The sequence below is a fragment of the Dactylosporangium sp. NPDC000555 genome (assembly GCF_040300025.1).
In the GTDB taxonomy this organism is placed as follows: domain Bacteria; phylum Actinomycetota; class Actinomycetes; order Mycobacteriales; family Micromonosporaceae; genus Dactylosporangium.
Map to the genome: position 1 here is coordinate 108,267 of NZ_JBEPDB010000004.1, position 25,360 is coordinate 133,626.

Consider the following 25,360-nt stretch of genomic DNA (forward strand, 5'->3'; position numbering starts at 1 on the left):
GCGCACTGGGCACCACCCCCACCGCCACAACGCGGCCGTCGCGGTCTGCCTGGGGCCCGGACCGCGGCGGCCGCCCCTCCCACGTCGTCGCTTCAGCAGCCTGCGGCCGGACACGCCCCGGCCCCAGATCGCCGAATGCCCCACCCCCATGAGCGCGGCGGTCGCCCCAAACACCACGTCCGGGCCGTCCATCCGCCGCACGTCCGGCGCCTGTCCGATGCGGCCCCGGGCCCATGCGCGCCCGGGCCTATCCAACGCCCAGCCGACGCGCGGTCGCCCCGCGGCCACGGGCGCCGCGATCGGCGCTCCCCAGGGCGAAAAGACCGGTCACATCCGAACGATTTGGCGTATGTCACCGCAAATGTTCAGACCCGGCGCAAGCGAAAGGGCGGGCCGCCTTTCGGCGATGCCCGCCCTTCCCGTTGTGCCTAGCGTCAGGCTGGGCCGCCCGGGGCGCCGTGGCAGCGCTTGTACTTCTTGCCCGAGCCGCACGGGCACGGGGCGTTGCGGGACGGGCCGTTGCCGGCCACCGCCTGGCCCGGGGACGGCTTGCGGGCGCCCGCGTCCGGGGCCGGGGGGCCCGAACGGCGTGCGGTGCCGGGGGACGGGCGCTGGCCTGGCTTCGAGCCGTTGGCGCCGCTGCCGCCGATGCCCAGGGCCGGTGCCTGCTCCTGCTCGATCACCACGCCGGCCTCGCCTGCCGCGCCGTCGATGGCGGGGGCGGAATACTGCAGCGCGCGGGGCATCCGGTTGCCGCCGAGGCCCTTGGCGCGGATCTCCACGTGTGGCTCCGGCAGCGGCACGGCCGGAGTGGCGTCGCCGTCCACCTCGTCGTCGGCCTCGACCTCGGCGGCGGCCTCCTCGACCTGGACCTCAAGGTTGAACAGGAAGCCGACGGCCTCCTCCCTGATGCCCTCCTGCATCTGCTGGAACATGTCGAAGCCCTCGCGCTGGTACTCGACCACGGGGTCGCGCTGCGCGTAGGCCCGCAGGGTGATGCCCTCCTGCAGGTAGTCCATCTCGTAGAGGTGCTCGCGCCACTTGCGGTCGATGACGTTGAGCAGGACCTGCCGCTCCAGCTCGCGGACCGCCTCGGCGCCGAGCTCCTCCTCGCGCCGGTCGTAGGCGGCGTGGGCGTCCTCGACGAGCTGGACGCGCAGGAACTCGGGGTCGAGCTGGCCGCCGGCCTCCTCCTCGAGGTCCTCGATCGTGATGCCGACCGGGTAGAGCTGCTTGAGGTTGGTCCACAACTGCTCGAGCTCCCAGTCCTCGGACGTCTCGCCGAGGGAGGTGGCGCCGACGACGTAGGCGCCGACGACGCTGTCGATCATGTTGCGGACCTGGTCGCCGAGGTCCTCGCCGTCGAGCACGCGCTTGCGCTCGGCGTAGATCACCTTGCGCTGCTTGTTGAGGACCTCGTCGTACTTCAGAACGTTCTTGCGGATCTCCGCGTTCTGCGCCTCGATCTGGGTCTGCGCGCTCTTGATCTGGCGCGTGACCATCTTCGACTCGATCGGCACGTCCTCGGGGATGTTGAACCGGTCCATCACGGCCTCGACCGCGCTGGCCCGGAAGCGGCGCATGAGCTCGTCCTGCAGCGACAGGTAGAAGCGGGACTCGCCCGGGTCGCCCTGCCGGCCGGAGCGGCCGCGCAGCTGGTTGTCGATGCGGCGCGACTCGTGCCGCTCGGTGCCGAGAACGTAGAGGCCGCCGGCCTCGGTGACCTCCTCCGACTCCTCGTCGGCCAGCTTCTCGAACTCGGGCAGGAGCTCCGCGAAGGCCTTCTCGTACTCCTCCGGGTTCTCCTCCTCGGTGATCCCGCGCTGGCGCAGCTCGGCGTTGGCCAGGTATTCGGCGTTGCCACCGAGCAGGATGTCGGTGCCACGGCCGGCCATGTTGGTGGCGACCGTGACGGCGCCCCTGCGCCCGGCCTGCGCGATGATCTCGGCCTCTTTGGCGTGGAACTTCGCGTTGAGCACGGCGTGCGCGACGCCGCGGCGGCGCAGCAGCTGGGAGAGCAGCTCCGACTTCTCGACGGAGACGGTGCCGACGAGGATCGGCTGGCCGAGGGCGTGCCGCTCGACGATGTCGTCGACGACGGCGTTGTACTTCGCCTTCTCGGTCTTGTAGATCACGTCGGGGTGGTCGAGGCGGATCATCGAGCGGTGGGTCGGGATCGAGACCACGCCCACGCTGTAAACCTTGTTGAACTCGGCCGCCTCGGTCTGCGCCGTGCCGGTCATGCCGGAGAGCTTGGTGTACAGCCGGAAGAAGTTCTGCAGCGTGATCGAGGCGAGGGTCTGGTTCTCCTGCTTGATCTCGACGCTCTCTTTGGCCTCGATGGCCTGGTGCATGCCCTCGTTGTACCGCCGGCCGTGCAGGATGCGGCCGGTGAACTCGTCGACGATGAGGACCTCGCCGTCGTTGACGACGTAGTCCTTGTCGCGCTTGTAGAGCTCCTTGGCCTTGATCGCGTTGTTCAGGTAACCGACCAGCGGGGTGTTCACCGACTCATACAGGTTGTCGATGCCGAGCTGGTCCTCGACCTTCTCGACGCCGCGCTCGGTGACCGAGATGGTGCGCTTGGACTCGTCGACGTCGTAGTCGGCCTCGCCCTCCTTGCCGCGCTTGAGGCGGCTGACCACGCGGGCGAACTCCTGATACCACCGGGCGGACTGCTCGGCCGGGCCCGCGATGATCAGCGGGGTGCGGGCCTCGTCGATGAGGATCGAGTCGACCTCGTCGACGATCGCGAAGTTGTGGCCGCGCTGCACGAGCTCGTCGCGCGACCAGGCCATGTTGTCGCGCAGGTAGTCGAAGCCGAACTCGTTGTTCGTGCCGTAGGTGATGTCGCAGTCGTACGCCGCCTTGTGCGCGCTGGAGGGCTGGTTGGGCAGCACCGTTCCGACGGTGAGGCCGAGGAAGCGGTGAACGCGCCCCATCCACTCGGCGTCGCGCTGTGCGAGGTAGTCGTTGGTGGTGACGACGTGCACGCCCTTGCCGGACAGCGCGTTGAGATATGCCGGGAGCACGCAGGTGAGGGTCTTGCCCTCACCGGTCTTCATCTCGGCGATGTTTCCGTAGTGCAGGGCCGCGCCGCCCATGATCTGCACGTCGTAGTGCCGCTGCCCGAGCACCCGCGAGGCGGCCTCCCGGGCCACCGCGAAGGCCTCCGGCAAGATGTCGTCCAAGGTCTGACCATCGGCGAGCCGTTCCTTGAACTGCTCGGTCATGCCGGCGAGCTCTTCGTCGGTCAGGTCGGCATACTCGTCCTCCAGCGAGTTGACGGCGTCGGCGACGGCCTTCAACCTGCGCACCATCCGGCCCTCGCCGGCGCGGAGGATCTTCTCGAAAATCGACACGGGTCAGCGCTCCCTCAAACGTCTGCGACCCATCGTAGGCGGCTTTCCGCGCGACCTGCCGCCCCCGCCCGCCTACTCTACGGACACCAAGTGCGAAACCAGGACATATCTCCCAGCGTACCGCGGAAATATCCGTCTCCTGACGCCTCCTGACGCGGACCTTTGCGGCAGGATCGGCGTTCATGGAGCCGATCGAACTCGCCACCGGCGATGGTCTTGTTCTGCGCGCATGGCAGCCGGACGACGCCGAGGACGTGTTCCGCGCCTGCCAGGACCCGCTGATCCAGCGCTGGACCATGGTCCCCGTCCCCTACCTGCGCGAACACGCCGAGGATTACACCGGTGTGATCACCCGCGCGGCATGGGCCGCCCAGACGGCCGCGCCGCTGGGGGTCTTCGACGCCCGCACGGGTGAACTGCTCGCCTCGGCCGGGCTGGTCACTCTCGATCTGCCCAACCGTAACGCGGAGCTCGGCACCTGGGTGGCGCCATGGGCCCGGGGCCGGCGGGTCGCCGAGCGGGCCGGGCGGGCGGTGGCGCACTGGGCCTTCGAGGTGCTCGGGCTGCGCCGGCTGATCTGGCGGGCCGAGGTCGGCAACCACTCGTCCCGGCTGAGCGCCGAGCGCATCGGCTTCGCGTTCGACGGGGTGATCCGCGCCGGCCTGCCCGCGAGGTCCGGCGGATTCGTGGACTGCTGGCACGGCGTCCTGCTGCCCGGCGAGGTCAGCGACACCCCGCCGGTCTGGGTCGCGCCGGGCGCCCCGGGCGCGCAGCGCGCCCGGGCGTTCGGTCATCCGCCGGAGCGCCTTCCGGCCGGTCCCTGCACGCTGCGCGCCCTGCGCGTGAGCGACCTCGACGACCTCGTGACCACCTTCCGTGACCCCGCCACGGTGGAGTGGACCTCGATCCCGCTGGCCTACCGGCCGGCGCAGGGCCTGGACTTCATCCGCCTCGCGTTTCCGGCCATGTGGCTGCGCGGCGTCGGCGCCGGCTTCGCGTTCACCGACGGCGACGACCGGTTCGCAGGCACCGTCGACCTGCGCATCAGCCCGACTGATCCGGTCACCGCGGAGGTCGGGTACTCCGCGGCGCCCTGGGCGCGCGGGAAGGGCTACACCACGGAGGCGGTCCGCGCGGCGTGCGCCTACGGCTTCGAGCACCTCGCGCTGGGCCGAATCGTGTGGCGCGCCCACGTGGGCAATGAGGCGTCCCGCCGGGTGGCTGAGAAGGTGGGTTTCGTGGTGGAAGGCGTGCAGCGCGAGAGCTGCGTGCAGCGCGGCGAGCGGCTCGACGGCTGGGGCGCCACGCTGCTGCCGGGTGACCTGCGGTGAACCCTGCGGCGAACGTGGTCCTGCGCCGGTGGCGTATGGCCGACGCCGACGCCGTCGTCGAGGCCTGCAACGACCCGTTGACGCGGCGGTACCTCCCGCTGCTCCCGGATCCCTACACCCGCTCGGACGCGCTCTCGTACATCGGCAACGGCGACACCGCGCACGCGGTCGTCGACGGGCACACCGACGAGGTCCTCGGCGCGATCGGCAGCACGCCGGATCGCGACGGCGGCGCCGAGATCGGCTACTGGGTCATGCCGGCGGCCCGCGGCCGGCGGGTGGCCACGACGGCGGTGGAGCTGCTCAGCGCGCGGTTGTTCCAAAGCGATCTCCGGCGGTTGCGGCTCCAGACGGCGCTGCCCAACATCGCCGCTCAGCGGGTGGCGATCGCGGCCGGGTTCGTCCGCGAGGGCATCGCGCGCGGCGCATCGCGAAACCGGGACGGGAGCCGGTTCGACACGGTGGTGTGGGCACGGCTGGCGGACGACCCGCCCGGCCCGAGCCCCCGGCCGCTGCCCGACCTGCCGGGCGGCCGGCTCACCGACGGGGTCGTGGTCCTCCGGCCGTTGACCGAGGATGACGGCCTCGTGACGTACGACATGCGGAGCCTCCCCGAGGTCAGCGGCAGCTCCGTCGTGGGCACGCCCATGGACCCGGCGGCCGTCACGCGCCAATGTGCCGAGTCCGGCGCGAAGTGGCTGGCCGGGCAGCGGGCGGAGATGACGATCCGGCGGGCCGGCGACGACGCCTACCTCGGCGAGATCGCGCTCTACTACGCCGAGCCGGCGCTGCGGGAGGCCATGATCGGGTACAGCCTCACGCCGGCGGCACGCGGGCACGGCTACGCCACCCGGGCCGCCCGGCTGGTGACCGGCTGGGGCTTCGAGATCGGCATGAACCGGATGATCGCCGGCACGGCCGTCGACAACGTCGCCTCCCAGCGCGTGCTGGAGGCGGCCGGCTACTCACGGGAGTCTGTCCAGTTGGAGCGGCTGCCGGGTCCGGAGGGCACGCGCATCGACAACGTTGCGTTCGCCAAACTGCGCCCGGCGGCCACCTGAGCGTCACGTGACGTTGCGATGGGCCATCTTACGTATGGCCCATGCGTCGTCGTGCAGTGATTTCCGGCATGGGCGTGGCCGCGAGTGCGGCCGTCCTGCCCGCAGCCCTCGTCAGCCCCGCCGCCTACGCCAACGACAGCGACAACGACCGTGACCGCCACCGCCCGGCTCGCCCGCTGGTGATCGGCCACCGTGGCGCCAGCGGTCACCGCCCCGAGCACACGCTCGCCTCGTACACCCTCGCGATCGAGCTCGGCGCCGACTTCATCGAGCCCGACCTGGTGCCGACCAAGGACGGCCAGCTCGTCGCCCGGCACGAGAACGAGATCGGCGGCACCACCGACGTCTCGACGAAGCCGCAGTTCGCCTCCCGCAAGACCACCAAAACCATCGACGGGTTCACGGTCACCGGCTGGTTCACCGAGGACTTCACGCTCGCCGAGCTCAAGACGCTGCGCGCCGTCGAGCGGCTGCCCGCCGTGCGGCCGCACAACACGATCTACAACGGCCTGTTCGAGATCCCGACCCTCCAGGAGGTCATCGACCTCGCCCGCGAGCAGAGCCGTCGGGTCGGCCGCACGATCGGCGTGTACCCCGAGACCAAGCACCCCACGTACTTCCGCTCGATCGGCCTGGAGCTGGAGCCGCTGCTCGCGCGGGTGCTCAAGCGCAACGGCCTGGCCGGGCGCAACGCGGCGGTGTTCCTGCAGTCGTTCGAGCCGACCAGCATCAAGAAGCTGCGCGGCCTGGTCGACACGCCGTCGGTGGTCCTGCTGGACGCCGCGGGCCAGCCGTTCGACTTCAAGACCAGCGGCGACCCGCGCACCTGGGCCGACCTCACCACCTCGGCCGGCCTGGACTACCTCAAGGCCTTCACCGACGGCGTCGGCGCGACGAAGAACCTGGTCATCGCGCGCGACGCTGCCGGCAACCTGCTGCAGCCGACGCCGCTGATCCGCGACGCCCACGCCCGCGGCCTGAAGGTCCACGCGTGGACGTTCCGCAACGAGAACCAGTTCCTGCCGCTCAACCTGCGCACGGGCAGCGACCCCAACGCGTGGGGCAACATCCTCGAGGAGGTCCGGACCTTCCTCACGGCCGGCCTGGATGGCCTCTTCGCCGACTATGCGGACACCGCGGTGCTGGCCCGGGATCTGTTCCTGCGGCCCAAGGGCCGCTGAACCCGCGTGCCGACCTGCGCGACACCTCCGTGCGGGCGGCGCGCGGTCGCATCCGGATTCTGGCGCGGGGTGGGCCCCGGCACCGGGCCCACCCCGTCGCGTCGGCAGCTACATACCCAGGCTCATGACGCCGTAGTCATACGCCCTACGGCGGTAGACCACGCTCGGCCGCCCGGACTCCTTGTCATTGAACAGAAAGAAGTCATGGCCGAGCAACTCCATGTGGAACAGCGCGTCGTCCACGGTCATCGGCTCGCCGGGGTGCTCCTTCTCCCGCACGATGTGCCAGGGCTGGTCGTCGCCCTCCTCGATCAGGTCGAAACGCTCACCGCCGGTGTGCCCGGCGGGCTCGGCCTGCGTGGTGTTGGACCGCGTTGCGGGTGCTGCGGCGGTAAACCGCTCGGGTGGCGTGAATGCGAGCGACGCGGTCGCCGCGGCGACGGAGACCGGCGCACGCCGGCCCCGATGGACCCGTCTGCGATCGGCGGCGCGGCTGAGCCGGCTGTCGAGCTTGCTGATCGCGTTGTCCAAGGCGCTGTAGAAGTCGGCGGCGCAGGCTTCCGCCCGGATCACCGGACCACGTGAGTAGCACGTGATCTCGACACGCTGACAGTGATCGGATTGGCGCGGATTGCGCTCGTGAAACAGCTCGACGTCGACGCGGATGAGCTTGTGGTCGTATCGCTCGACCTTCTGCAGCTTGTCGGCTACATGCTGCCGGTAGTGGTCGGGCACCTCGACGTTGCGGCCCTTGACGACGATGTCCACTCCTGACCTCCCCCACGGGTTCTTCCAGAAAAACGGGTTCGGGTTTCGGTTTTGAGACTCGGCCGGGACGCGCCTCCCCTTGAGGCTGAGCCCACGCGGCACGCGACCGAACAGCGGGTGTCAGGTCCTCCCTTCGCGGCCGGCTCGCCGCGGTCGGCCCGGGAGCGCCGCCCTGACGAGCATTGGTCGTCTCTCGACGTTAAACCGAGGACAGCCGCTAGTCACCCCTGGTTCAGAAGAATGATCGGTTCCCGTTCCGAAACCCTTCCGGGGGATTACCCCAGACTGCGCTTGAAGTTACTTTGAGTACATATGGCGTATATCGCGTGTTCTACCGCTGACGTTGCGTAGTGCCCTCACCCGCTGTGGCGATTCCTCGACGGAACCCACCGCGTCCGGTGTTCCCGGCCCTACGGCACCGAAACCCCCGCCCCGGAAAGGCCGTCCTGGACGCGGGAGACCAACCCCGCCACGGCGCCGCCCCTCAGCACCGTCGTTTCGCCACGTCGCTGCGAGGCGATCCCCCGGTGCCGCTACACGGTTTTGCCGCGGCGCTGCGGGGCGGTCCGCACATGGCGCGGTGAGGTGGATACGCCACGGCGCTGCGTGGCGGCCAGCACGGCCGTCCGGTCGACCCGGATGCCCGCCTCCGCGAGCCGCCCGGCCGCGGCCGCGAGGGTGACGCCGGTGGTGACGATGTCGTCGACCAGCACGACCATGGCGCCGGTGCGGGCGAGCCGGGTCCGAAGGTCAGCGGCGTGCTCGCGGCGGATCGCGAAGGCGTGCCGCGCCGCCAGCGCCCGCTGTGCGGCCGAGAGCTCCGCGGAGTCTTCCGCCTTCGGCAGCGCGCGCAGGGGACGGGCGATCGACACGCCGGGCAGGGACCGGGCCGCTGCCCTCGCCAGCCGCAACATGTGATCGCCGTGCCGCCGCCGGGCCGCCGCCGCGGTCGCCGGGACGGGCACCAGCACGACCGGGCTCGCCGCCAGGTCGACGACCGGACCGGCCACGGGGCCGGCCACCGGGCCGACGTCCGGGCCAACCGTCCGGCCACGCGGCGGACCGACCATCCGGCCGAGCGTCGGACCACGCGCCGGGCCGACATTCGGGGCGGCCATCGGCCCGCGCCCCGGGCCGAGCATCGGGCCGCAACCTGTGCCGGAGATTGAGCCGGGCAGTGAGCGCAGCACCACCCGGGCCAGCAGACCGCCGAGCGCCGAGGTCAGCTCGTGCCGGTTCTCCTCCTTGTACTGCACGACCGCCCGCCGCAGCGACCCCGCATACACCGCCAGCGCGAACGTCGGCGGCAGCCCGGCCGGCTCCGGATCGGGCCGGGTCCGCTGCGGGATCGCCGCCTCGAACGCGTCCCGGCACGGCCCGCAGAGCACCCGAGCGGACGGCTCGTCGCAGCCCGCGCAGGTCGCGGGCAGCACGAGGTCGATCAGGCCGTCGACGAGCTCGGAGAACGACATGGCGGCTCCAGCATGGGGGTCGAGGCGTCAGTAGTCCGGATAGAACGGGGCGGTCGGGTTGGCCGGCGGCTCGCCCGATGGCGGCGTGGTCGGCGTCGACTCGCCGAGACTCAACGCCCCGAAGGAGTCCCGGTAGACCTCGCGAGCCACCCCATTGGACTCGACCATGGCCGTCACCGGCATCCGCGGCCACGCGAACGACAGTGAGTCCCGCGGGTTGTTCGTCCGCACGACGACCTTGCTCACGTCCGTCTGCGAGGGCGGCCTGGTCGCACCGGCCGGCAGCACGTCCTCCTCCGCGCCGTCGACCGTGATCGCGACCAGCGAGTAGGGCGGCACGCCGGCGGGGGGCGCTGGGCTCGGTGCGCCGCCGACCACGAGCGTCGTCTCGGTGAGCCAGCCGACGCCCTGATTGTCGCCGAGGGAGGTGTAGATCTGCTGGGGCGAGCCGATGGTCAGCTTGCCGTTCACGAGCTGCAGCGCCGCCACGATGAGCGCACCACTCGTACCATTCGAATTCGCGATGAGCGCGATGCGGTGCCCCTCGGGCGCGACCGCGAAGGCGGTGATCGGCCCGATCTGCAGCGCATTGCTCGGCTCGACTCGGTCGAACTTGCGCGCGCTGGCATCGGTGCTGACCCACAGTCGCGTGCCGTCGGAGATCAGCAGGCGCCGCTCCGGATAGTTCATCCAGGCGGGCCGGCTCAGCTGCCCGGCGGACACGTCGGTGGGCTCGTACTTCGGCGGGCCCTGCTCGTCCGAGCTGACGAACAGCTGCTGCTGGGTCTTGCTGACCTGGCGCACGAGGGCGGCCCTCGAACCCTCGCGGTTGATCGCCGCGGAGACGACCTGGGTGTTGAGGCCGCCGGGGGCGAACAGAGCCGGCCCGGCGTCCGAGCCGGCGGCCCGGACGGTGCCGCCCGAGACGTAGTACTTGTCGGGAGCGGAGATGGGCAGCCTGGTGGCGACGTTGTCCTCCAGCCAGTTGTCCGAGGAGGCGTCGTCGCTCTGGTTCTCGATCGTCAGCCGCACCGCGGGGTGATCCGGCCCGGTCGCGAGCGACCAACGGATCTGCCGTGCCAGCCGGGTGAGCTCCTGCCCCCCGGCAGCGATCTTGGTCGCCTTGGCACCGAGGTTGACCTTCACGACGCCGTTCTCGATCACGGGCGTGCCCTTGAACTCGATGGCCTCCGGCAAGAGCGCCGCGACGCTCTGCAGCCATTGGCTGGGCCCCTGCCTGAGCCAGTCCAGCACCTGGCCGGCCCGCTTGGTCTGCAACAGCGTCCGCGGCATGTACCGCAGGTCCGGCACCAGTTTCCCTTGGCCCGCCCCGCTCTCCCAGAAGTAGATCGGCTGCCAGTCGTACCCGCTCTTCAGGCCGCTCACGGTGAGATACAGCTGGTCGGGCACATAGCCGCTGAGCCGTAGTTGGCCGCCCGCGACGGTCCTCGCCGTGTACGAGATCTTGATCGGGTCGGGCGTCTGCGTGTTGATCTGGAACTCGCCGCTATCGGTGAGCTTGCCGATCGGCTGCAGCGTGACCTCGATCTTGAACTGCCCAGGGCCGTCCGCGATCTCCTGGATCTCCGGATCCTTCACGATCGTGAGCCCCGGCACAGGGTTCCACCGTGGGCCCAGATCGTCCGTCATGAACTGCCGCAGCCGGTCCCGCGTGTCGTTGTTCGCGGTCTTCTGCTCACCGTCGCTGCCCATGTTGCCGCCGACCGACGCCTGCAGGAAGTGGGAGATCAGCTTGGATGCGGTAGTCGCATCGCCCGGCCCCGGCGGCGCCCAGGCCTCGATCTGAGTCGTGGCGGCGCTCATCGGCGGCCCGACGTATCTCGGATCGGTGCGTGAGGGCAGCCCACATCCGGTGAGCCCGAGCGCCAGGCTCAGCACCGCGGCGAGCGCGGTCCAGCCCGCCACCCGACGGCGCGCGCCCGCGGGCCACGGCGGAAGGCCGGCCCCGCCGGACGGCGTCGAGGCACGCGGCCAGGCCCGTCCGGCCGAACGGGCCGGGGACGGGCGGTCCGGGTGCATCACGGGGCCTCGCCGATCAGGGCGGTCTCGTCGGCGCGGGCGTCGTCGGGCACCAGCCGCAGGGGCGAGGAGACGAGCCGATCCCCGCTGCGGGTCGGCAGCGTCAGGCGGAACTGAGCGCCCTTGCCCGGCGCGCCCCACGCCTCCAGCCAGCCGCCGTGCAGGCGGGCGTCCTCCAGACTGATCGACAGGCCGAGGCCGGTGCCGCCGGTCTGCCGGGCGCGTGACGGGTCGGCACGCCAGAACCGGTTGAACACCAGCTTCTCCTCTCCCGGCTTGAGGCCGACGCCGTGGTCGCGGACCGTGACGGCGGCGGCCGAGGCGTCGGCGGCCAGCGTGACGATCACCGGCCGGCCCTCGCCGTGCTCGACGGCGTTGCCGACCAGGTTACGCAGGACCCGCTCCACCCGGCGGGGATCGACCTCGGCGATGATCTCGGTGTCCGGCACGACGGCCTTCAGCTCGACCTTGCAACGCTCGGCGAGCGCGGCGAGCTGGTCGGTCACCCGGCGCACCACCGCGACCAGGTCGGTGGGCTCGGCGTCGAGCGCGGCGAACCCGGCGTCGAACCGGCTGATCTCCAGCAGGTCGGTCAGCAGGCTCTCGAACCGGTCGAGCTCGGCCTGCAGCAGCTCGGCGCTGCGCGCGGCCGCGGGGTCGAACTCGTCGCGGGAGGCGAACAGCAGGTCGGCGGCCATCCGCACGGTCGTCAGCGGGGTGCGCAGCTCGTGCGAGACGTCGGAGGTGAAGCGCCGTTGCAGGCGCGACATCTCCTCCAGCCGCACGATCTGGCGCTGCAGGTTGGCGGCCATCTGGTTGAACGCGGCGGCGAGCCGCGCCAGGTCGTCCTCGCCGCGGACCACCATGCGCTGGTCGAGCAGGCCGGCCGAGAGCCGCTGCGCGGTGCGGGCCGCCACCCGCACCGGCGTCACCACCAGCCGGGTCATCATGGCCGCGATCAGGGCGAGCAGCGCGACGAGCGCGATGCCGGTGCCGGTGACGACCGCGCCGGTGAAGCGGACGAGCTCGTCCTCGGTCTTGAGGGGAATGACGTAGTACAGCTCGATCGGCTCGGTGCCGACCGCGACCGGAGTGCCCATCACGAGGTACTTCTGCAGCCCATCACCGATGTCCAGCGTCGCGATCTGCTTGTAGGTCCCGGGCCTGGCCCCGACCACCAGGGGGCGGATGGCGCTCACCTGGGGCTCGTTCATCACCTGTGCGCTCTTGCGCGGCGGCCAGACGGCGCTCAGGCCGCCGCTGCGCCGCAGCATGATGACCTGGGCCTGCTGGTTGTTCGTCGACCCGTACAGCTGGGTGACCACGTTGCGCAGCGCGGGCGGCAGGCTGGGGTCGTCAGCCTGCGTGAAGCCCGTCAGCTCACGAGTGGCGTATTCGGCGCCGAGGTCGACCATGGTCTTGGACTGGTCGATCTTGTTCTGCAGGACGCTGTTGCTGATCAGTGATGCCACCGTGTAGCTGAAGGCCAGCACCAGGGCGGCGGACAGCAACAGCGTGATGCCGACGACCCGGAACTGCAGCGAGCGGCGCCACTGCCGGCGGACGACCGCCAAAAGCCGGCGCACCCGCCGGCTCACGGCCTGCGGCACCAGCCGACGGAGCCGCAGCCTGCGGGCTTGCACGATGATCGGGTCGATGCGCAACATCAAGGCTTATCCGGTCCCGGCCTTGTAGCCGACGCCGCGGACCGTGAGGATGATCTCGGGCTTCTCGGGGTCTGGCTCGATCTTGGCGCGCAGCCGCTGCACGTGGACGTTGACCAGCCGGGTGTCGGCCGCATGGCGATAGCCCCAGACCTGCTCGAGCAACACCTCGCGGGTGAACACCTGGCGCGGCTTGCGGGCCAGGGCGACCAGCAGGTCGAACTCCAGCGGGGTCAGCTTCACCTCGTCGCCGTCGCGCATGACGGTGTGCGCGGGCACGTCGATGGTGATCTGGTTGCCCGGTGGCCCTATGGTCAGCAGCTCCGGTGCCACGTCCTCGCCGCGGCGCAGCCGGGCCCGCATCCGGGCGACCAGCTCCTTGGGCTTGAACGGCTTCATCACGTAGTCATCGGCACCCGACTCCAGGCCCAGCACCACGTCGACCGTGTCGCTCTTGGCGGTGAGCATCACGATCGGCACGCCCGACTCGGCCCGGATGGACCGGCACACGTCGATCCCGCTCATGCCGGGCAGCATCAGGTCGAGCAGGACGATGTCGGGGCGGGTGTCCCGGAAAGCGGCGAGAGCGCGCTCACCGTCCGCGACGAAGGACGGCAGAAACCCCTCGCTGCGCAGGACGATGCCGAGCATCTCGGCGAGGGCGGGGTCGTCGTCGACCACCAGGACACGGGCTCTCATGCGGTCCAATATTTCACCTCGGCGCCCGCACGTGGGAACCCCACCACCGATCTTGAATATTTCGCGCCCAATCGTATCGATCTCGCCACTCTGAGTGATCGGGACCCCCGGCGCTCGCCCCGGCCTACTACGGTGTCCGCGTGGAGGAGACCCGGGCCGTGATACCGATGCGTCCACTCACCTTCGGTGAGCTGCTGGACGCCGCGGTGTCGCTGCTGCGCGCCCAGGCGCCGCTGCTGCTCGGCGCGGCGCTGGTCCTGGCCGCCTGCGAGCAGGCCCTGCTCTTCCCGCTCCGCTCCTGGAGCCACATGGAGCTGCCGTTCTTCTGGCTCAGCCGGTCGCACATCGGCGAGTCCTGGCTGGTCTTCTGCATCGGGGTGACCACCGAGGGCACGATCCTCGCACTGCTGGGCGGCCTCGCGGGCGCCGCGGCCGGGCCCGGGCTGCTCGGCCGGCCGGCCCGCGCCCGGGGCCTGCTCGGCCAGGTGCTGCGCCGCGGCCCGGCGCTGCTCGTCGTCGCCGCCGTGACCGCCGCCCTGCTGCTCATCACCTCGCTGGTCGCGATGCTCCCCTGGCTGCTGGTGTTCGGCCTGCTCGGGCTCGCCGCGCCCGCGCTCGTCGTGGACCGGGTCGGTCCATGGCGGGCGGTGGGCCGCTCGTTCAAGCTCGCGGGGCGGGGGCTGCGCGGCGCCGCCATCCGGCTGGGCGGATATGTCAGCTGGGTGGCCATCCGCACCGCGCTCGGCCTCGGCGGCGCGGCGGTGCTGCAGATCTGGGTGCGCAACGGCGAGACGGCCTTCACGCTCGCCATGATCGCGATCTGGGCGCTGGTCGACGCCGTCGCCTACGCCACGCTCGCCTGCATCGACGCGGTCCTCTACCTGGAGACCCGGATGCGCGTCGAGGGCCTCGACGTGGCGATCGGCCGCCTGCGCCGCCTCGGCCGCCCGATCGACCTGGCCAGCTCCGTGATCCTCGGGACGGCCGTGCGATGACCAGGGCGTGGGCGGAGTTCCTGCAGGCCGTCGACGATCTCATCGGTGTGCCGCTGGCCGGCGTCATCCTGGTCGCGGCCGCGTTGCTCTTCGGCGTGCTGCACTACTTCTACCCGCGCTGGGTGCCCAGGCGCCTCCCCCGGCTGAGGTTTGGCCGGCAGCGCGGCCCGAAGGGGCAGAACGAGCAGCTCGACGTCGACCTCGGGCCGGAGGAGGAGCCGGAGCCCGAGGCGCCGTCCGACGACGAGGAGGTGCCGGAACTACCGGCACACGTGTTCGCGTCGCTGGCCGACCGTCTAGCCGCCGAGGGCCGCTACGCCGAGGCCGTGCGCGAGCGGCTGCGGGCGATGGTGCGCGGCCTCATCGAGCGCCGCGTCCTGGAGCACCAGCCGGGCATGACGGTCACCGAGCTGGCGCGGGCGGCGGGCGCGGCGGAGCCGGCCCTCGAGGCGCCGATGCGCGCCGCGACGGGCATCTTCTCCGACATCTGGTATGCCGAACGCCCCGCCACCGCCGAGCACGATCGGCGCATGCGGCAGCTCTCCGGTGAGTCCGGGGAGGTGGCCCGATGACGACCGCGACGACGGCGAGCCCCGCCGACGGTGCGCCGAACACCACGAGCGCCTCGGACAGGCAGGACGGTCCGGGCGTGTTCCGCCCGAAGGCCCCGCGCCGACCGCGTGGCCGCCGCTGGCTGCGGCTCGTCGTCCCGCCGGCGGCCGCGATACTCGTCCTGCTGCTCGGCACCATGCTTTACCGGCTCGAACAGCCCGACCGCACCGACGCCGACTACCTGTCGCCGGACAGCCACGCGGCGATCGGCGCCGCCGACCTCGCGGGCCGGGTGCGCGCGGCGGGGGTCGCGATCATCCCGGAGCGCAACAGCTCCGAGGCGCTGGTCGCGGCGCACAGCGGCGACGCCACGCTGCTGATCACCACCCCGCAGCTGATGCACAAGTACTACCTGCGCATGCTCAAGCTCCTGCCGGCCTCCACGCGCGTGGTCGTCGTCGAGCCCGAGGCCTCGACGATCATCGACGGGCAGCTGCCGTTCGGCGGCGCCCAGCGCGGCTACTCCGCGAAGGTCGCCGCGCCCGGCTGCGACTACGCGCCCGCCGCCCGGGCCGGGCGGGCCGCCGTGGCGCACACGCGCTACGGGCCGGTCCACCCCGGCCTCGGCGCGGAGGTCACGCGCTGCTATGACGGCTCGCTGGTGGTGTACCGGCGGGAGGCCGTGACCGTCGCCGTCGTCGGCTCCGCGGACCCGTTCCGCAACGACCGGATCGCCGAGCACGGCAACGCCGAGCTCGCCACCGCACTGCTCACCGGCGCACCGCGGCTGATCTGGCTCGACCTGCACCGGCGCGAGCCCCCGCCGCTGGTCACCGACGACCCCGGCCTCAAGGGCGCGCCGGGCGCGCCGCCCTCGCTGCGCCCCGTCCAGTCCGGCGAGCCGGGCGACACGGACTTCCCGGTGGAGGGCAAGACGCGGCCGCGCCCGGTGAATCCCGCCTCCGGCGGAGGCGACCAGGGGGATGCGCCGCTCCCGGATGACCCGCCCAACCCGCTGTGGGTCGCGTTCCCGAAGTGGGTGTATCCCACCGCCGCGCTGCTCGTGCTCGGCGTCGCCCTGCTCGCGGTGGCGAGGGCTCGGCGGCTCGGCGGTCCCGTGGTCGAGCCGCTGCCCGTCGTGGTGCGCTCGAGCGAGACCGCGTCGGGGCGCGGACGGCTCTACCAGCGCGCCCGCGCTCGCCCGGAGGCACTGCGGGTGCTGCGCGACGCCGCCCTGGCCCGGCTGGTCCGCCGGCTGCGACTCGACCCGGACGTGCGGCCCCCGGCCCTGATCGAGGCGGTCGCGGCGAGCAGCGGATGGCCGCCCGCGACGGTCGAGCACGTCCTGTTCGGGCCGGCGCCCGCAAACGACGCCGAGCTGGTCGCCGCGGCCGCCCACCTGGAGCAACTGGTCGACGCCGCAACGGCGCAACCATCCGCGCTGGGTGCCGCGTCCGACGCCGGCGCCGCCACGGCGCGACCACCCACGCCGGGCGCCACGTCCAAAGCCGCATCCGAAGCAGCATCCGAAGGAGAGCCACGGTGACCGACATCGCCGCCCCACTGATCGAAGGCTCGCCGGAGGCCGCCACGGAAGGAGCCCGGGCCGCGCTCGGCCGCCTGCGCGCCGAGGTGGCCAAGGTCGTCGTCGGGCAGGACGCCGTCGTGACCGGCATGGTCATCGCCCTGCTGGCGCGCGGCCACGTGCTGCTGGAGGGGGTGCCCGGCGTGGCCAAGACGCTGCTGATCCGCACCATCGCGGCGGCTCTCGATCTTGATACCAAGCGCGTCCAGTTCACCCCGGACCTGATGCCCGGCGACGTCACCGGATCGCTGATCTTCGACGCCCGCAGCGCCGAGTTCCAGTTCCGGGAGGGGCCGGTCTTCACCAACGTGCTGCTCGCGGACGAGGTCAACCGCACGCCGCCGAAGACCCAGGCCTCGCTGCTGGAGGTCATGGAGGAGCGGCAGGTGTCGGTCGAGGGCAAGGCGCGGCCGCTGCCCGACCCGTTCCTGGTCGCCGCGACGCAGAACCCGATCGAGTACGAGGGCACGTATCCGCTGCCCGAGGCGCAGCTGGACCGGTTCCTGCTCAAGCTCACCGTGCCGCTGCCGACCCGGGACGAGGAGCTGGGCGTGCTGCGCGCGCATCACCAGGGCTTTGACCCGCGCCGGCTGCGCGAGGCCGGGGTGCAGCCGGTCGCGACCGCCGCCGACCTGGCCGCCGGGCGCGCTGCGGTGCAGCGGGTCGCGGTCGCCGAGGGCGTGCTGGCGTACATCGTCGATCTGTGCCGTGCGACCCGCGTGTCGCCGTCGCTGGAGCTGGGCGCGTCGCCGCGCGGCGCCACCGCGCTGCTGGCCGCCTCGAAGGCATGGGCTTGGCTCACCGGTCGCGAGTACGTCACCCCGGACGACGTCAAGGCCCTGGCCCGCCCGGCGCTGCGCCACCGGGTGCGGCTGCGGGCCGAGGCGGAGCTGGAGGGCGTGACCACCGACGCCGTGCTCGACTCGGTGCTGGCCGCCGTCCCGACCCCCCGATGAGCCCGGCCGCGAGGGACGACGCATGATCACATGGCGGGCGGCGGCGCTGCTGGGGGCCGGGACGGTGCTCCTGGCGCTCGTCGGCGCCCTCGCGGGCTCGGCCATGCCGGCCGCCGCGCTGTGGATCGCGGCCGGGGCGATCGTGTCCGTGGTTGCCGCCGCGTGCGTCGTGGATCTGCTCGGCGCCGCGTCGCCGAAGCTGCTGCGCATGAGCCGCAGCGGCGACCAGTCGCTGTGGCTCGGCGAGACCGGGCAGGTCACGCTGCTGCTGCAGAACCGGTCCAACCGGGTGCTGACCGGGCGCGTCCGCGACGCCTGGGTGCCGTCCGCCGGCGCCGCCCCAGCGATGCGGGACGTGCGGATCGAGCCGGGCCGCGCGGTCGCCGTCGCCACCGCGCTCACCCCGACTCGGCGCGGCGACCGGCCGGCCGTGCGGGTGCTGGTGCGCAGCTACGGACCGTTCCGGCTGACGTATCGGCAGACGAGCCGGGCGACCGCCGACCGGCTCACCCCGGCGTGGCGGCTGCGGGTGTACCCGCGGTTCGACTCCCGCCGGCTCCTGCCGGAGAAGCTCTCGCGCCTGCGTGTGCTCGACGGCTCGGTCGTGACCCGCGGCCGCGGCCAGGGCACCGAGTTCGACACGTTGCGCGAATACGTCATCGGCGACGACGTGCGGTCGATCGACTGGCGCGGCAGCGCCCGCCGCTCCGACGTCGTGGTGCGCACCTGGCGCCCCGAGCGTGACCGGCGGCTCGTCTGCGTCCTGGACACGGGGCGCACCTCGGCCGCCCGCATCGGCGACGTGCCCCGCCTCGACGCGGCCATGGACGCCGCGCTGCTGCTCGCCTCGGTGGCGGCGCGCGCCGACGACCGGGTCGACCTGCTCGCCGTCGACACGGCCGTGCGCGCGTCGGTCACCAACGTCGAGAAGCACACCCTGCTCTTCCGGCTGGTCACCGCGATGGCGCCGCTGGAGCCGGCCCTGGTCGAGACCGACTTCGGGCTGGTCGCGGGCGAGGTCCTGCGCCGCGAGCGCAAGCGGGCGCTCGTTGTGCTCTTCACCGCCCTGGAGCCCGGTGCGCTCGGCGAGGGGCTGCTGCCGGTCCTGCCGCAGCTCGCGGCCCGGCACAAGGTGGTCGTCGCCGCGGTGCACGACCCGGAGCTGACTCGGATGGCGCGCGTGCGACCCGGCGCGGGCCCCGCCGAGGTGTATGCCGCCGCGGCCGCCCAGCGCGCGCTCGCCGAGCGCGACCGGGTCGCCGCCGCGCTGCGCCACCACGGCGTGGAGGTCGTCGACGCGCCGGCGGACGAGTTCGCATCCCGCCTGACCGACCACTACCTCGCGCTGAAACACACCGGGCGGCTCTGAGCGCGAACGGCGCCGGGCCCGTGGTCGACCTGTGATCAGGCGGCCGGCAGCGCCGCCTCCGGCACCTCGCCGTCGATCGCCGTCGACCCGCCCTCGCGTTCGGCCTGGCGGCCCAGGACGAAGACGTACGCCAGGAACGCCGCCCACACCACGAACCCGATGAAGTCCTTGACGATGTTCGGCAGCGGCGCCGGCGTCACGAAGCCCTCCAGCAGGCCGCTGACGAGCAGCACCGCGACCAGCCCCAGCGCCACCAGGATGCCCTCGATCGCGGTCTCGGCCAGCGCGCGCCCGCGCGTGCGCAGCGGCCCGGGTGCGACCCAAGCCCAGCCGATGCGCAGTCCCACCCCAGCGCCGATGAAGACCGCGGTGAGCTCGAGCAGGCCGTGCGGCACGATCAGGCCGAAGAACGTGTCGGCGCGGCCGTAGGCGATCATGATGCCGCCGATCAGGCCGACGTTCAGGGCGTTCTGAAACAGCAGGTACACCACCGGGAGGAAGGCCACGCCGGAGGCCAGGACCATGCCGGTGAGCAGGGCGTTGTGGGTCCACACGCGCAGGAACGAGTTCTGCGGCAGGTAGTCGCTGTAGTAGCCCTCGAACTCGCTGTTGACGAGGTCGTTGATTTCGGCGTCGCTGAGGAAGTAGCCGGCCACTTCGGGGTTTCCGGCAAGATACGCCATCAGCCCGAACGCGAGCGCCGAGAACGCCGTCGCCACCCCGCACCACCACGGCCAGGCTCGATACACGGCCAGCGGGAAGGTCCGGGTGAAGAACCGGCCCACCCCGGCGAGGGAGAACGAGGGCGCGCCGGTGAGCGCGTTGCGGGCGGCCAGGACCAGGCGGGACAGCCGCGCGATGAGGATCGGGTCGGGCGAGCGGCTGCGGATGAGCGACAGATGGGTGGCCGCGCGCTGGTAGAGCGCCACGAGCTCGTCGGCCTCGGCCGCATTGAGCCGCCGGCGCCGGGAGAGCTCGTCCAGCCGCCGCCACTCGGCACCGTGCTCGGCGACGTACGCGTCCAGGTCCACACCGGCAGCGTAAATGGGCGAGGCACGCGAAGGGTGCCCCGCTGTAGGACACTGTCGACCATGAGCGACACCTCGGCCCCGGCGGCCCCCGGCGAGCGCTTGGTCAGCGGCGAGGCCGTCGAGATCGAGGTGCGCGTTGCCCGGGCCGGGTCGCGGGTCCTCGCACTGATGCTCGACATCCTCCTGCAGCTGGTGCTGCTCGCCGCGCTGCTCGTGGCGACCGGTTTGCTGATCTACCTGACGGCCGCGGCCAGCCTCTTCGACGGCGGCCTCGGTCAGGCGCTGATGGTGATCGACCTGACCGTCGTCCTGGTCGGTTACCCGGTGTTCTGGGAGACCCTGCTGCGCGGGCGCACCCCCGGCAAGCTCGCGATGGGCCTGCGCGTGGTGCGCGACGACGGCGGCCCGATCCGGTTCCGCCATGCGCTGGCGCGGTCGCTGGTGGGCCTCGCGATCGAGTGGCCCGGCCTGCTGTTCCCGGTCGCGTCCTGGCTGGCCGGCCTCGGCGTGCTCATGCTCAACCCGAACGGCAAGCGCATCGGCGACCTGGTCGCCGGCACGATCGTGATCCACGAGCGCACGCCGGCGAGCTGGGGCTGGGTGCCGGCGATGCCGCCGCCGCTGGCGCAGTGGGCGGCCCTGCTCGACCTGACCGGGCTGGACGACAGCCTGGCGCTGGCGGTGCGGCACTTCCTGGCGCGCAACCGCGAGATCGGCGAGCCGGCCCGCACCGCGCTGGGGCAGGCGCTGGCCCATGAGGTGGCGAGCTGCACCACGCCGCCGCCCCCGCCGGGCGTCCCGGGCTGGGCCTACCTCGCCGCCGTCCTGGCCGAGCGGCACCGCCGGGCGAGCCACCGGCTGGCACGGGCCCGCGCCGCCTCCGCCAGCGTCTGGCCGGGCCTGGCCGCGGTGCTGGCGCCGCGGCGGCCCCTCCCGATGATCTCCGCCGGCCCGCCGGCGCCGGTTGTCCCGTGGACGCTGCCGGCCGCCCAGCCACCGCCGGCCGCCGCGCTGCCGGCCGTTCGGCCGCCGGCCCCGCTGCGGTAGCCGGGGCTCACGCGGCCCGCTGGCCCCATTCCTGGATGTTGTACGTCGGGCCCCAGACCGAGGGGTTGCCGCGAATGTTCGCGTACTCCTGGTAGGTGAACGTCAGCGTCGGCCGCTGCATCAGCGGCAGCACGTAGGCGTCCTTGGTCAGCAGGTCGTCGGCCTGGTTGAGCAGGTCGACGGCGCGCTTCGGATCGATGTCCACCGCCGCGGAGTGCACCAGCCGGTCGAGTTCCGGGTTGGAGTACCCGCCGTAGTTGCCCGGCGCGCCCGTCGACCATCGCCGCTCCGGCGCGCCCTGATAGAGCGGCCCGTTCACCCATTCGGCGAGGACCAGGTCGAAGTCGCCGGTGGTGAGCGTCTGCCCGAGCCCCTCGGTCGTCTCGGCCCGGGCCTCGACGCCGATCGCCTTCAGTGCGGCGGCGATCTGCTCGGCGATCGTGGCCCGCGTGGCGTTGTCGTTGTCGTAGCGCAGGCGCAGGGCGGGCACGGCCTCGCCGGCCTTCGTCACGAGGTGGCCATTCTCGATCTTGTAGCCGGCGTCGGTGAGCAGCTTCTTCGCCTTGTCCACGTCGCCGGAGCCCTGCCCGGTGCCGCTGATGACGTCCTTGTACCCCGCGTCGCCGGGCACGAAGTTGTGGCTTCCCAGCGGCTTGAGGTTCTTGTCGAACGCGCCGTACGTCTTCCCCACGACGGTCTTGACGTTCACCGCGGTGAACATGGCCCGGCGCAGGACGGGGTCGGCGAGGTGCTTGTTCTTCAGGTTCAGCGTCAGGTGCTCCCACACGTAGCTCTCGCCGACCTCGTGGATCACCCCGGGGGTGCCGGCCACGCCGGTGACCAGCGCCTGGCTGGGCCGCGGCGACATGCCGGTGAGCTCCTTCGCGCGCAGCGCCGGGACGATGGCGGCCGGGTCGAGCACGAACTTGAACGTGATCCGGTCCAGGGACGGCTTGATCTTGCCGTACCACTTGTCGTTCTTCTTCAGCACCAGCGCCTGGTCCTTGGCGAACGACTCGACCTGGTACGGGCCACCCGACCACGTCGGCACGGTCCGGCTGAACCAGTCGGCGGCGCCGGCCACGCCCTCCGGCTTGGCCAGGTCGAAGCCCTGCTTGGTGGCCAGATGCGACGGGTAGAGGCCGTCGGAGAAGAGGCCCTTCCAGTCGCCGAACGTCTTGCCGTCGGTGAAGGTCACCGTCACGGTCTTGCCGCCGTCGGAGCCGACGATGCTCTTGATGACGTCGTATCCCGCGGTGCCGGCGGGGGTGCAGGCCGAGCAGTGCGCCGGGTTACCGGAGTTCTGCTTCCAGGTCAGCATGAAGTCGTCGGCGGTAATCGGGATACCGTCGTTCCAGACCGCGTCCGGACGGATCTTGTAAACGATCGTCTCGGGGTGCTGGTTGGTGATGTCGGCGGAGCTCACCAGGTCGGCGTTGAGCTGCAGGCGGCCCTGCGGGTCGACCTTGAACACCTGCGGCAGCAGTCCGGAGAGTGCCTGCTTGGTCGCGGGCGCGTTTCCCGCCGTCGTGTTGACGTTCCAGCTGGTGATCCGCTGGTCGAGGCCGTACGTGTACGAGCCGCCGAGCTTGATGTCACCGCCGTTGCAGGTCGTCGGGTTCTTCGCGCAGTCGGCGAACCCGATCGTGGCCGTGGGCGACGGCTTGGCCTCGTCGCCGCCGGTGCATGCGCCGAGCAGCAACCCGGCCGCCGCGACGGCGATGGAAGCCCGCATCTGCCTTCCGGTTACAAAAGCCACCCGGCAACCATAGGGGGCGACCCTAGGCGAACAGGGCACGACCCCAGTAATCGCCAGCTGACGCGATGCCCGGTGGGCACGCGAACAAACCGCTCGACACGTGCCGGAGGTACTCGTTGAGCGCGTCCTGGCGCGACAGCCGCGTCTGGATCGGCACGAACTGCTTGCGCGGGTCGCGCTGGTAGGCGATGAAGAACAGCCCGGCGTTGAGGCGGCCCAGGCCGTCGGAGCCGTCCACGAAGTTGTACCCGCGGCGCAACAGCCGGGCGCCGTCGTTGAACTCGGGGTGGGCCAGGCGTACGTGCGAGTTTGCGGCGATGACCGGCCGCCCGTCGGTACCGTTGGCGGAGAAGACCGGCTCGTCGAACTCCTTGGCGCCGCTGAGCGGGGCGCCCTCCCCCTTGTCACGCCCGACGATCGCCTCCTGCTCGCCCAGCGAGGTGCGGTCCCACGTCTCGATCAGCATCCGGATCTTGCGGGTGACCATGTAGGAGCCGCCGGTCATCCACGCCTCGCCGTCGCCGGACTGCACCCACAACTGCTCGTCGAGCAGCTTGGTGTCCTCGGCCTTGAGGTTGGCGGTGCCGTCCTTGAAGCCGAACAGGTTGCGCGCGGTCTCCTGGTTGCGCGAGGTCGAGGAGGTACGCCCGAAGCCCAGCTGCGACCAGCGCACGCTGACCACGCCGAAGCCGATGCGGGCGAGGTTGCGCACCGCGTGCACGGCCACCTGCGGGTCGTGCGCACATGCCTGCACGCACAGGTCGCCACCGGAGATCTCGGGCTGGATCGTGTCCTTGGCGAACCGCGGCAGGTCGGCCAGCGCCGCCGGGCGCCGGGCCGCGATCCCGAATCGGTCCTTGCCCTCACCGTCACGGAACAGCGTCGAACCGAAGCCGACCGTGAGGGTGAGCCCGGACGGGGGCAGGCCGAGCGCCTCGCCGGTGTCGTCGGGGGCGGCCTCCGGGGCGCCGTTGACCGCACCGATCGTGCCCGCGTCCTTGCCCGCGGTCATCCGCGCCGCCGCCTCGGTCCACTTCTGCAGCAGCTCGACGACCTCGGCCTTCTTGTCGGTGATGACGTCGAAGGCGACGAAGTGCAGGCGGTCCTGTGCGGGCGTGACGATGCCGGCCTGGTGCGCGCCATAGAAGGGCACCGCCGCGCCGGGGTCGGCCGCCCGGGCAGGCTCGGCGCGATCGAAGACCTGCGATCCGACGACGCCCGCGGCCGCGGCCCCGAGGGCGCCCGCACCGGCGAGCCCGATCATCTTCCGGCGGTCCATGGTCAAAACCCTTCGATCGGATCCGGTACGGCGGGAGGCGCGCCCGGCGAACCGGGCGCGCCCGCGGACCTACTTCGTGGCGACGAGCGGCGCGACCTTGCTGATCGGCTCGGCGAGCGCGTTGATCGCGTCACCCAGGGCCTTCAGCTGCGGCTCGGTCAGCTCGTTGTGCAGCTTCCAGCCGTCGCCGCTGCGGTACTTGTCGAGCTCGGCCTGCGCCGCGGCGAACTTCTCGTCGAGCGTTTTGGCCAGCGCGGCGTCCCTCTCCTCGATCACCGGGCGCAGCGCGGCGATCGCGGCCCGCGAGCCCTCGAGGTTGGCCGCGAAGTCCCACAGGTCGGTGTGCGAGAAGGCGTCCTCCTCACCGGTGATCTTGCCGGTGGCGACCTCGTCGAGCAGCTCCTTGGCGCCGTTGGCGAGCTCCAGCGGGGACAGCTGGACGGTGGCGGCCTTCTCGACGATGGTCTTGACGTCGGTGAGCAGCTTGTCGGCGATCGGGCCGGACTGGCTGACGTCCTTGGTGACCCAGAGGTCCTTCTCGAGCTTGTGGAAGCCGGTCCACTCCTGGCCCGCCTCCAGGTCCGCCTCGCGGGCGTCGATGGCCGGGTCGAGGTCGCCGAAGCTCTCCGCGACCGGTTCGATGCGCTCCCAGTAGGTGCGGGCGATCGGGTACAGCGCCTTGGCCTTCTCCACGTCGCCGGCCTTGACCGCGTTGACGAACTCGGTCGTCTTCTCGATCAGCGCGCCGGTCTGGCTCTGCACGTACCGCTGGTAGTCCTTGGTGGCCTGGGCGAGCTTGGCGTTGTCGGTGAGCGGCCGGCTCTCGCCGGTGGCCTTGAACGTGCCGCGGATGCCGTTGCCGATCATGCCCGGCTTGCAGGCGGTCTCGTAGGTGCCGGCCGGCAGCTCGACGATCAGGTCGCGGGTCAGGCCGGGTGCGACGTTCTCCACCTCGCCGACGATCCGGTCGCCGGTCGCGAACACGTAGAACTCGGTGACCTTGGCGCCCTTGTTGCTGACGGCGAAGGTGACCGCGCCCGAGGCCACCTCGGTCCGCTCGAGCTTGCACTCGGTGTCGGTGGCGGTCACGGCGATCTTGCCGCTACCGCTCGCGCCGGCCTTGTCGCCGGTCTTGCCGTCGCCGCAGCCGGCCATGGCGAGGGCGAGCGCCGGGACGGCGCCGAGGGCGAGCAGACGTGTTTTAGGCAT

At 71.9% G+C, this 25,360-nt stretch carries 19 protein-coding genes; 9 read left to right on the top strand and 10 right to left on the bottom strand.

What is annotated here, in order from left to right; translation table 11 throughout:
• Positions 1–434: 434 nt before the first annotated feature.
• A complete protein-coding gene (gene secA / locus ABT297_RS05105) occupies positions 435–3,362 on the bottom strand; it encodes a preprotein translocase subunit SecA (protein ID WP_350544864.1) in 2,928 nt (975 codons plus the stop codon).
• Between the two features lie 182 nt (positions 3,363–3,544).
• On the opposite strand from secA, the gene ABT297_RS05110 reads away from it, so the two are divergent.
• The 3 genes from ABT297_RS05110 to ABT297_RS05120 are packed head-to-tail and all read left to right on the top strand — an operon-like array spanning position 3,545 to position 6,935.
• Positions 3,545–4,693 (top strand): GNAT family N-acetyltransferase, encoded by a 1,149-nt coding sequence (locus tag ABT297_RS05110; RefSeq protein WP_350544866.1) that lies wholly within the window; start codon positions 3,545–3,547, stop codon positions 4,691–4,693.
• Entirely contained in the window at positions 4,690–5,754 is a 1,065-nt protein-coding gene (locus ABT297_RS05115) for a GNAT family N-acetyltransferase (RefSeq protein ID WP_350544869.1), read from the top strand. Before ABT297_RS05110 ends, ABT297_RS05115 begins: the two co-directional genes overlap by 4 nt.
• Positions 5,755–5,795: 41 nt before the next feature.
• Positions 5,796–6,935 (top strand): glycerophosphodiester phosphodiesterase, encoded by a 1,140-nt coding sequence (locus tag ABT297_RS05120; RefSeq protein WP_350544871.1) that lies wholly within the window; start codon positions 5,796–5,798, stop codon positions 6,933–6,935.
• 108 nt (positions 6,936–7,043) lie between these two features.
• On the opposite strand, the gene hpf is transcribed toward ABT297_RS05120, so the two are convergent.
• The 5 genes from hpf to mtrA all read right to left on the bottom strand — a co-directional run bounded on the left by hpf (position 7,044) and on the right by mtrA (position 13,578).
• The gene (hpf, locus tag ABT297_RS05125) at positions 7,044–7,703 is read right to left on the bottom strand and encodes a ribosome hibernation-promoting factor, HPF/YfiA family (protein ID WP_350544874.1); all 660 of its coding nucleotides are present in this window, start codon (positions 7,701–7,703) and stop codon (positions 7,044–7,046) included.
• A 533-nt stretch (positions 7,704–8,236) separates the two neighbouring features.
• The gene (locus ABT297_RS05130) at positions 8,237–9,175 is read right to left on the bottom strand and encodes a ComF family protein (protein WP_350544876.1); all 939 of its coding nucleotides are present in this window, start codon (positions 9,173–9,175) and stop codon (positions 8,237–8,239) included.
• Between the two features lie 27 nt (positions 9,176–9,202).
• Positions 9,203–11,101: an LpqB family beta-propeller domain-containing protein gene (locus ABT297_RS05135; protein WP_350544879.1), complete on the bottom strand. Its 1,899-nt coding sequence runs from the start codon at positions 11,099–11,101 to the stop codon at positions 9,203–9,205.
• Between the two features lie 113 nt (positions 11,102–11,214).
• The gene (gene mtrB, locus ABT297_RS05140; protein WP_350544882.1) at positions 11,215–12,882 is read right to left on the bottom strand and encodes an MtrAB system histidine kinase MtrB; all 1,668 of its coding nucleotides are present in this window, start codon (positions 12,880–12,882) and stop codon (positions 11,215–11,217) included.
• A 6-nt stretch (positions 12,883–12,888) separates the two neighbouring features.
• Positions 12,889–13,578 carry an MtrAB system response regulator MtrA gene (gene mtrA / locus ABT297_RS05145; RefSeq protein WP_190251405.1) on the bottom strand — a complete coding sequence of 230 codons (690 nt, stop codon included), beginning with the start codon at positions 13,576–13,578 and terminating at the stop codon, positions 12,889–12,891.
• 140 nt (positions 13,579–13,718) lie between these two features.
• Here mtrA and ABT297_RS05150 point away from each other — a divergent pair, with 140 nt between their 5' ends.
• Genes ABT297_RS05150 through ABT297_RS05170 form a run of 5 tightly spaced genes read left to right on the top strand, consistent with a single transcriptional unit; the run spans position 13,719 to position 19,035 of the window.
• Entirely contained in the window at positions 13,719–14,573 is an 855-nt protein-coding gene (locus tag ABT297_RS05150) for a hypothetical protein (RefSeq protein ID WP_350544886.1), read from the top strand.
• The gene (locus tag ABT297_RS05155; RefSeq protein WP_350544888.1) at positions 14,570–15,145 is read left to right on the top strand and encodes a DUF4129 domain-containing protein; all 576 of its coding nucleotides are present in this window, start codon (positions 14,570–14,572) and stop codon (positions 15,143–15,145) included. The genes ABT297_RS05150 and ABT297_RS05155 overlap by 4 nt, the downstream gene beginning before the upstream one ends.
• Complete coding sequence (locus tag ABT297_RS05160; RefSeq protein WP_350544891.1) at positions 15,142–16,671, top strand: DUF4350 domain-containing protein; 1,530 nt, start codon at positions 15,142–15,144, stop codon at positions 16,669–16,671. The genes ABT297_RS05155 and ABT297_RS05160 overlap by 4 nt, the downstream gene beginning before the upstream one ends.
• The gene (locus ABT297_RS05165) at positions 16,668–17,666 is read left to right on the top strand and encodes an AAA family ATPase (RefSeq protein WP_502885493.1); all 999 of its coding nucleotides are present in this window, start codon (positions 16,668–16,670) and stop codon (positions 17,664–17,666) included. The genes ABT297_RS05160 and ABT297_RS05165 overlap by 4 nt, the downstream gene beginning before the upstream one ends.
• A 22-nt stretch (positions 17,667–17,688) precedes the next feature.
• The gene (locus tag ABT297_RS05170; protein ID WP_350544893.1) at positions 17,689–19,035 is read left to right on the top strand and encodes a DUF58 domain-containing protein; all 1,347 of its coding nucleotides are present in this window, start codon (positions 17,689–17,691) and stop codon (positions 19,033–19,035) included.
• 35 nt (positions 19,036–19,070) lie between these two features.
• On the opposite strand, the gene ABT297_RS05175 is transcribed toward ABT297_RS05170, so the two are convergent.
• The gene (locus ABT297_RS05175) at positions 19,071–20,066 is read right to left on the bottom strand and encodes a stage II sporulation protein M (protein ID WP_350544896.1); all 996 of its coding nucleotides are present in this window, start codon (positions 20,064–20,066) and stop codon (positions 19,071–19,073) included.
• 60 nt (positions 20,067–20,126) lie between these two features.
• On the opposite strand from ABT297_RS05175, the gene ABT297_RS05180 reads away from it, so the two are divergent.
• Complete coding sequence (locus tag ABT297_RS05180) at positions 20,127–21,113, top strand: RDD family protein (protein WP_350544898.1); 987 nt, start codon at positions 20,127–20,129, stop codon at positions 21,111–21,113.
• Between the two features lie 7 nt (positions 21,114–21,120).
• Here ABT297_RS05180 and ABT297_RS05185 read toward each other — a convergent pair whose 3' ends face one another.
• The 3 genes from ABT297_RS05185 to efeO all read right to left on the bottom strand — a co-directional run bounded on the left by ABT297_RS05185 (position 21,121) and on the right by efeO (position 25,360).
• A complete protein-coding gene (locus ABT297_RS05185; RefSeq protein ID WP_350544901.1) occupies positions 21,121–22,872 on the bottom strand; it encodes an ABC transporter family substrate-binding protein in 1,752 nt (583 codons plus the stop codon).
• A gap of 22 nt (positions 22,873–22,894) precedes the next feature.
• On the bottom strand, positions 22,895–24,151 hold the full coding sequence (gene efeB / locus ABT297_RS05190) for an iron uptake transporter deferrochelatase/peroxidase subunit (RefSeq protein ID WP_350544903.1): 1,257 nt from the start codon (positions 24,149–24,151) through the stop codon (positions 22,895–22,897).
• Positions 24,152–24,220: 69 nt separating this feature from the next.
• Positions 24,221–25,360, bottom strand: coding sequence for an iron uptake system protein EfeO (efeO, locus tag ABT297_RS05195; RefSeq protein WP_350544906.1), 1,140 nt, complete (start codon positions 25,358–25,360; stop codon positions 24,221–24,223).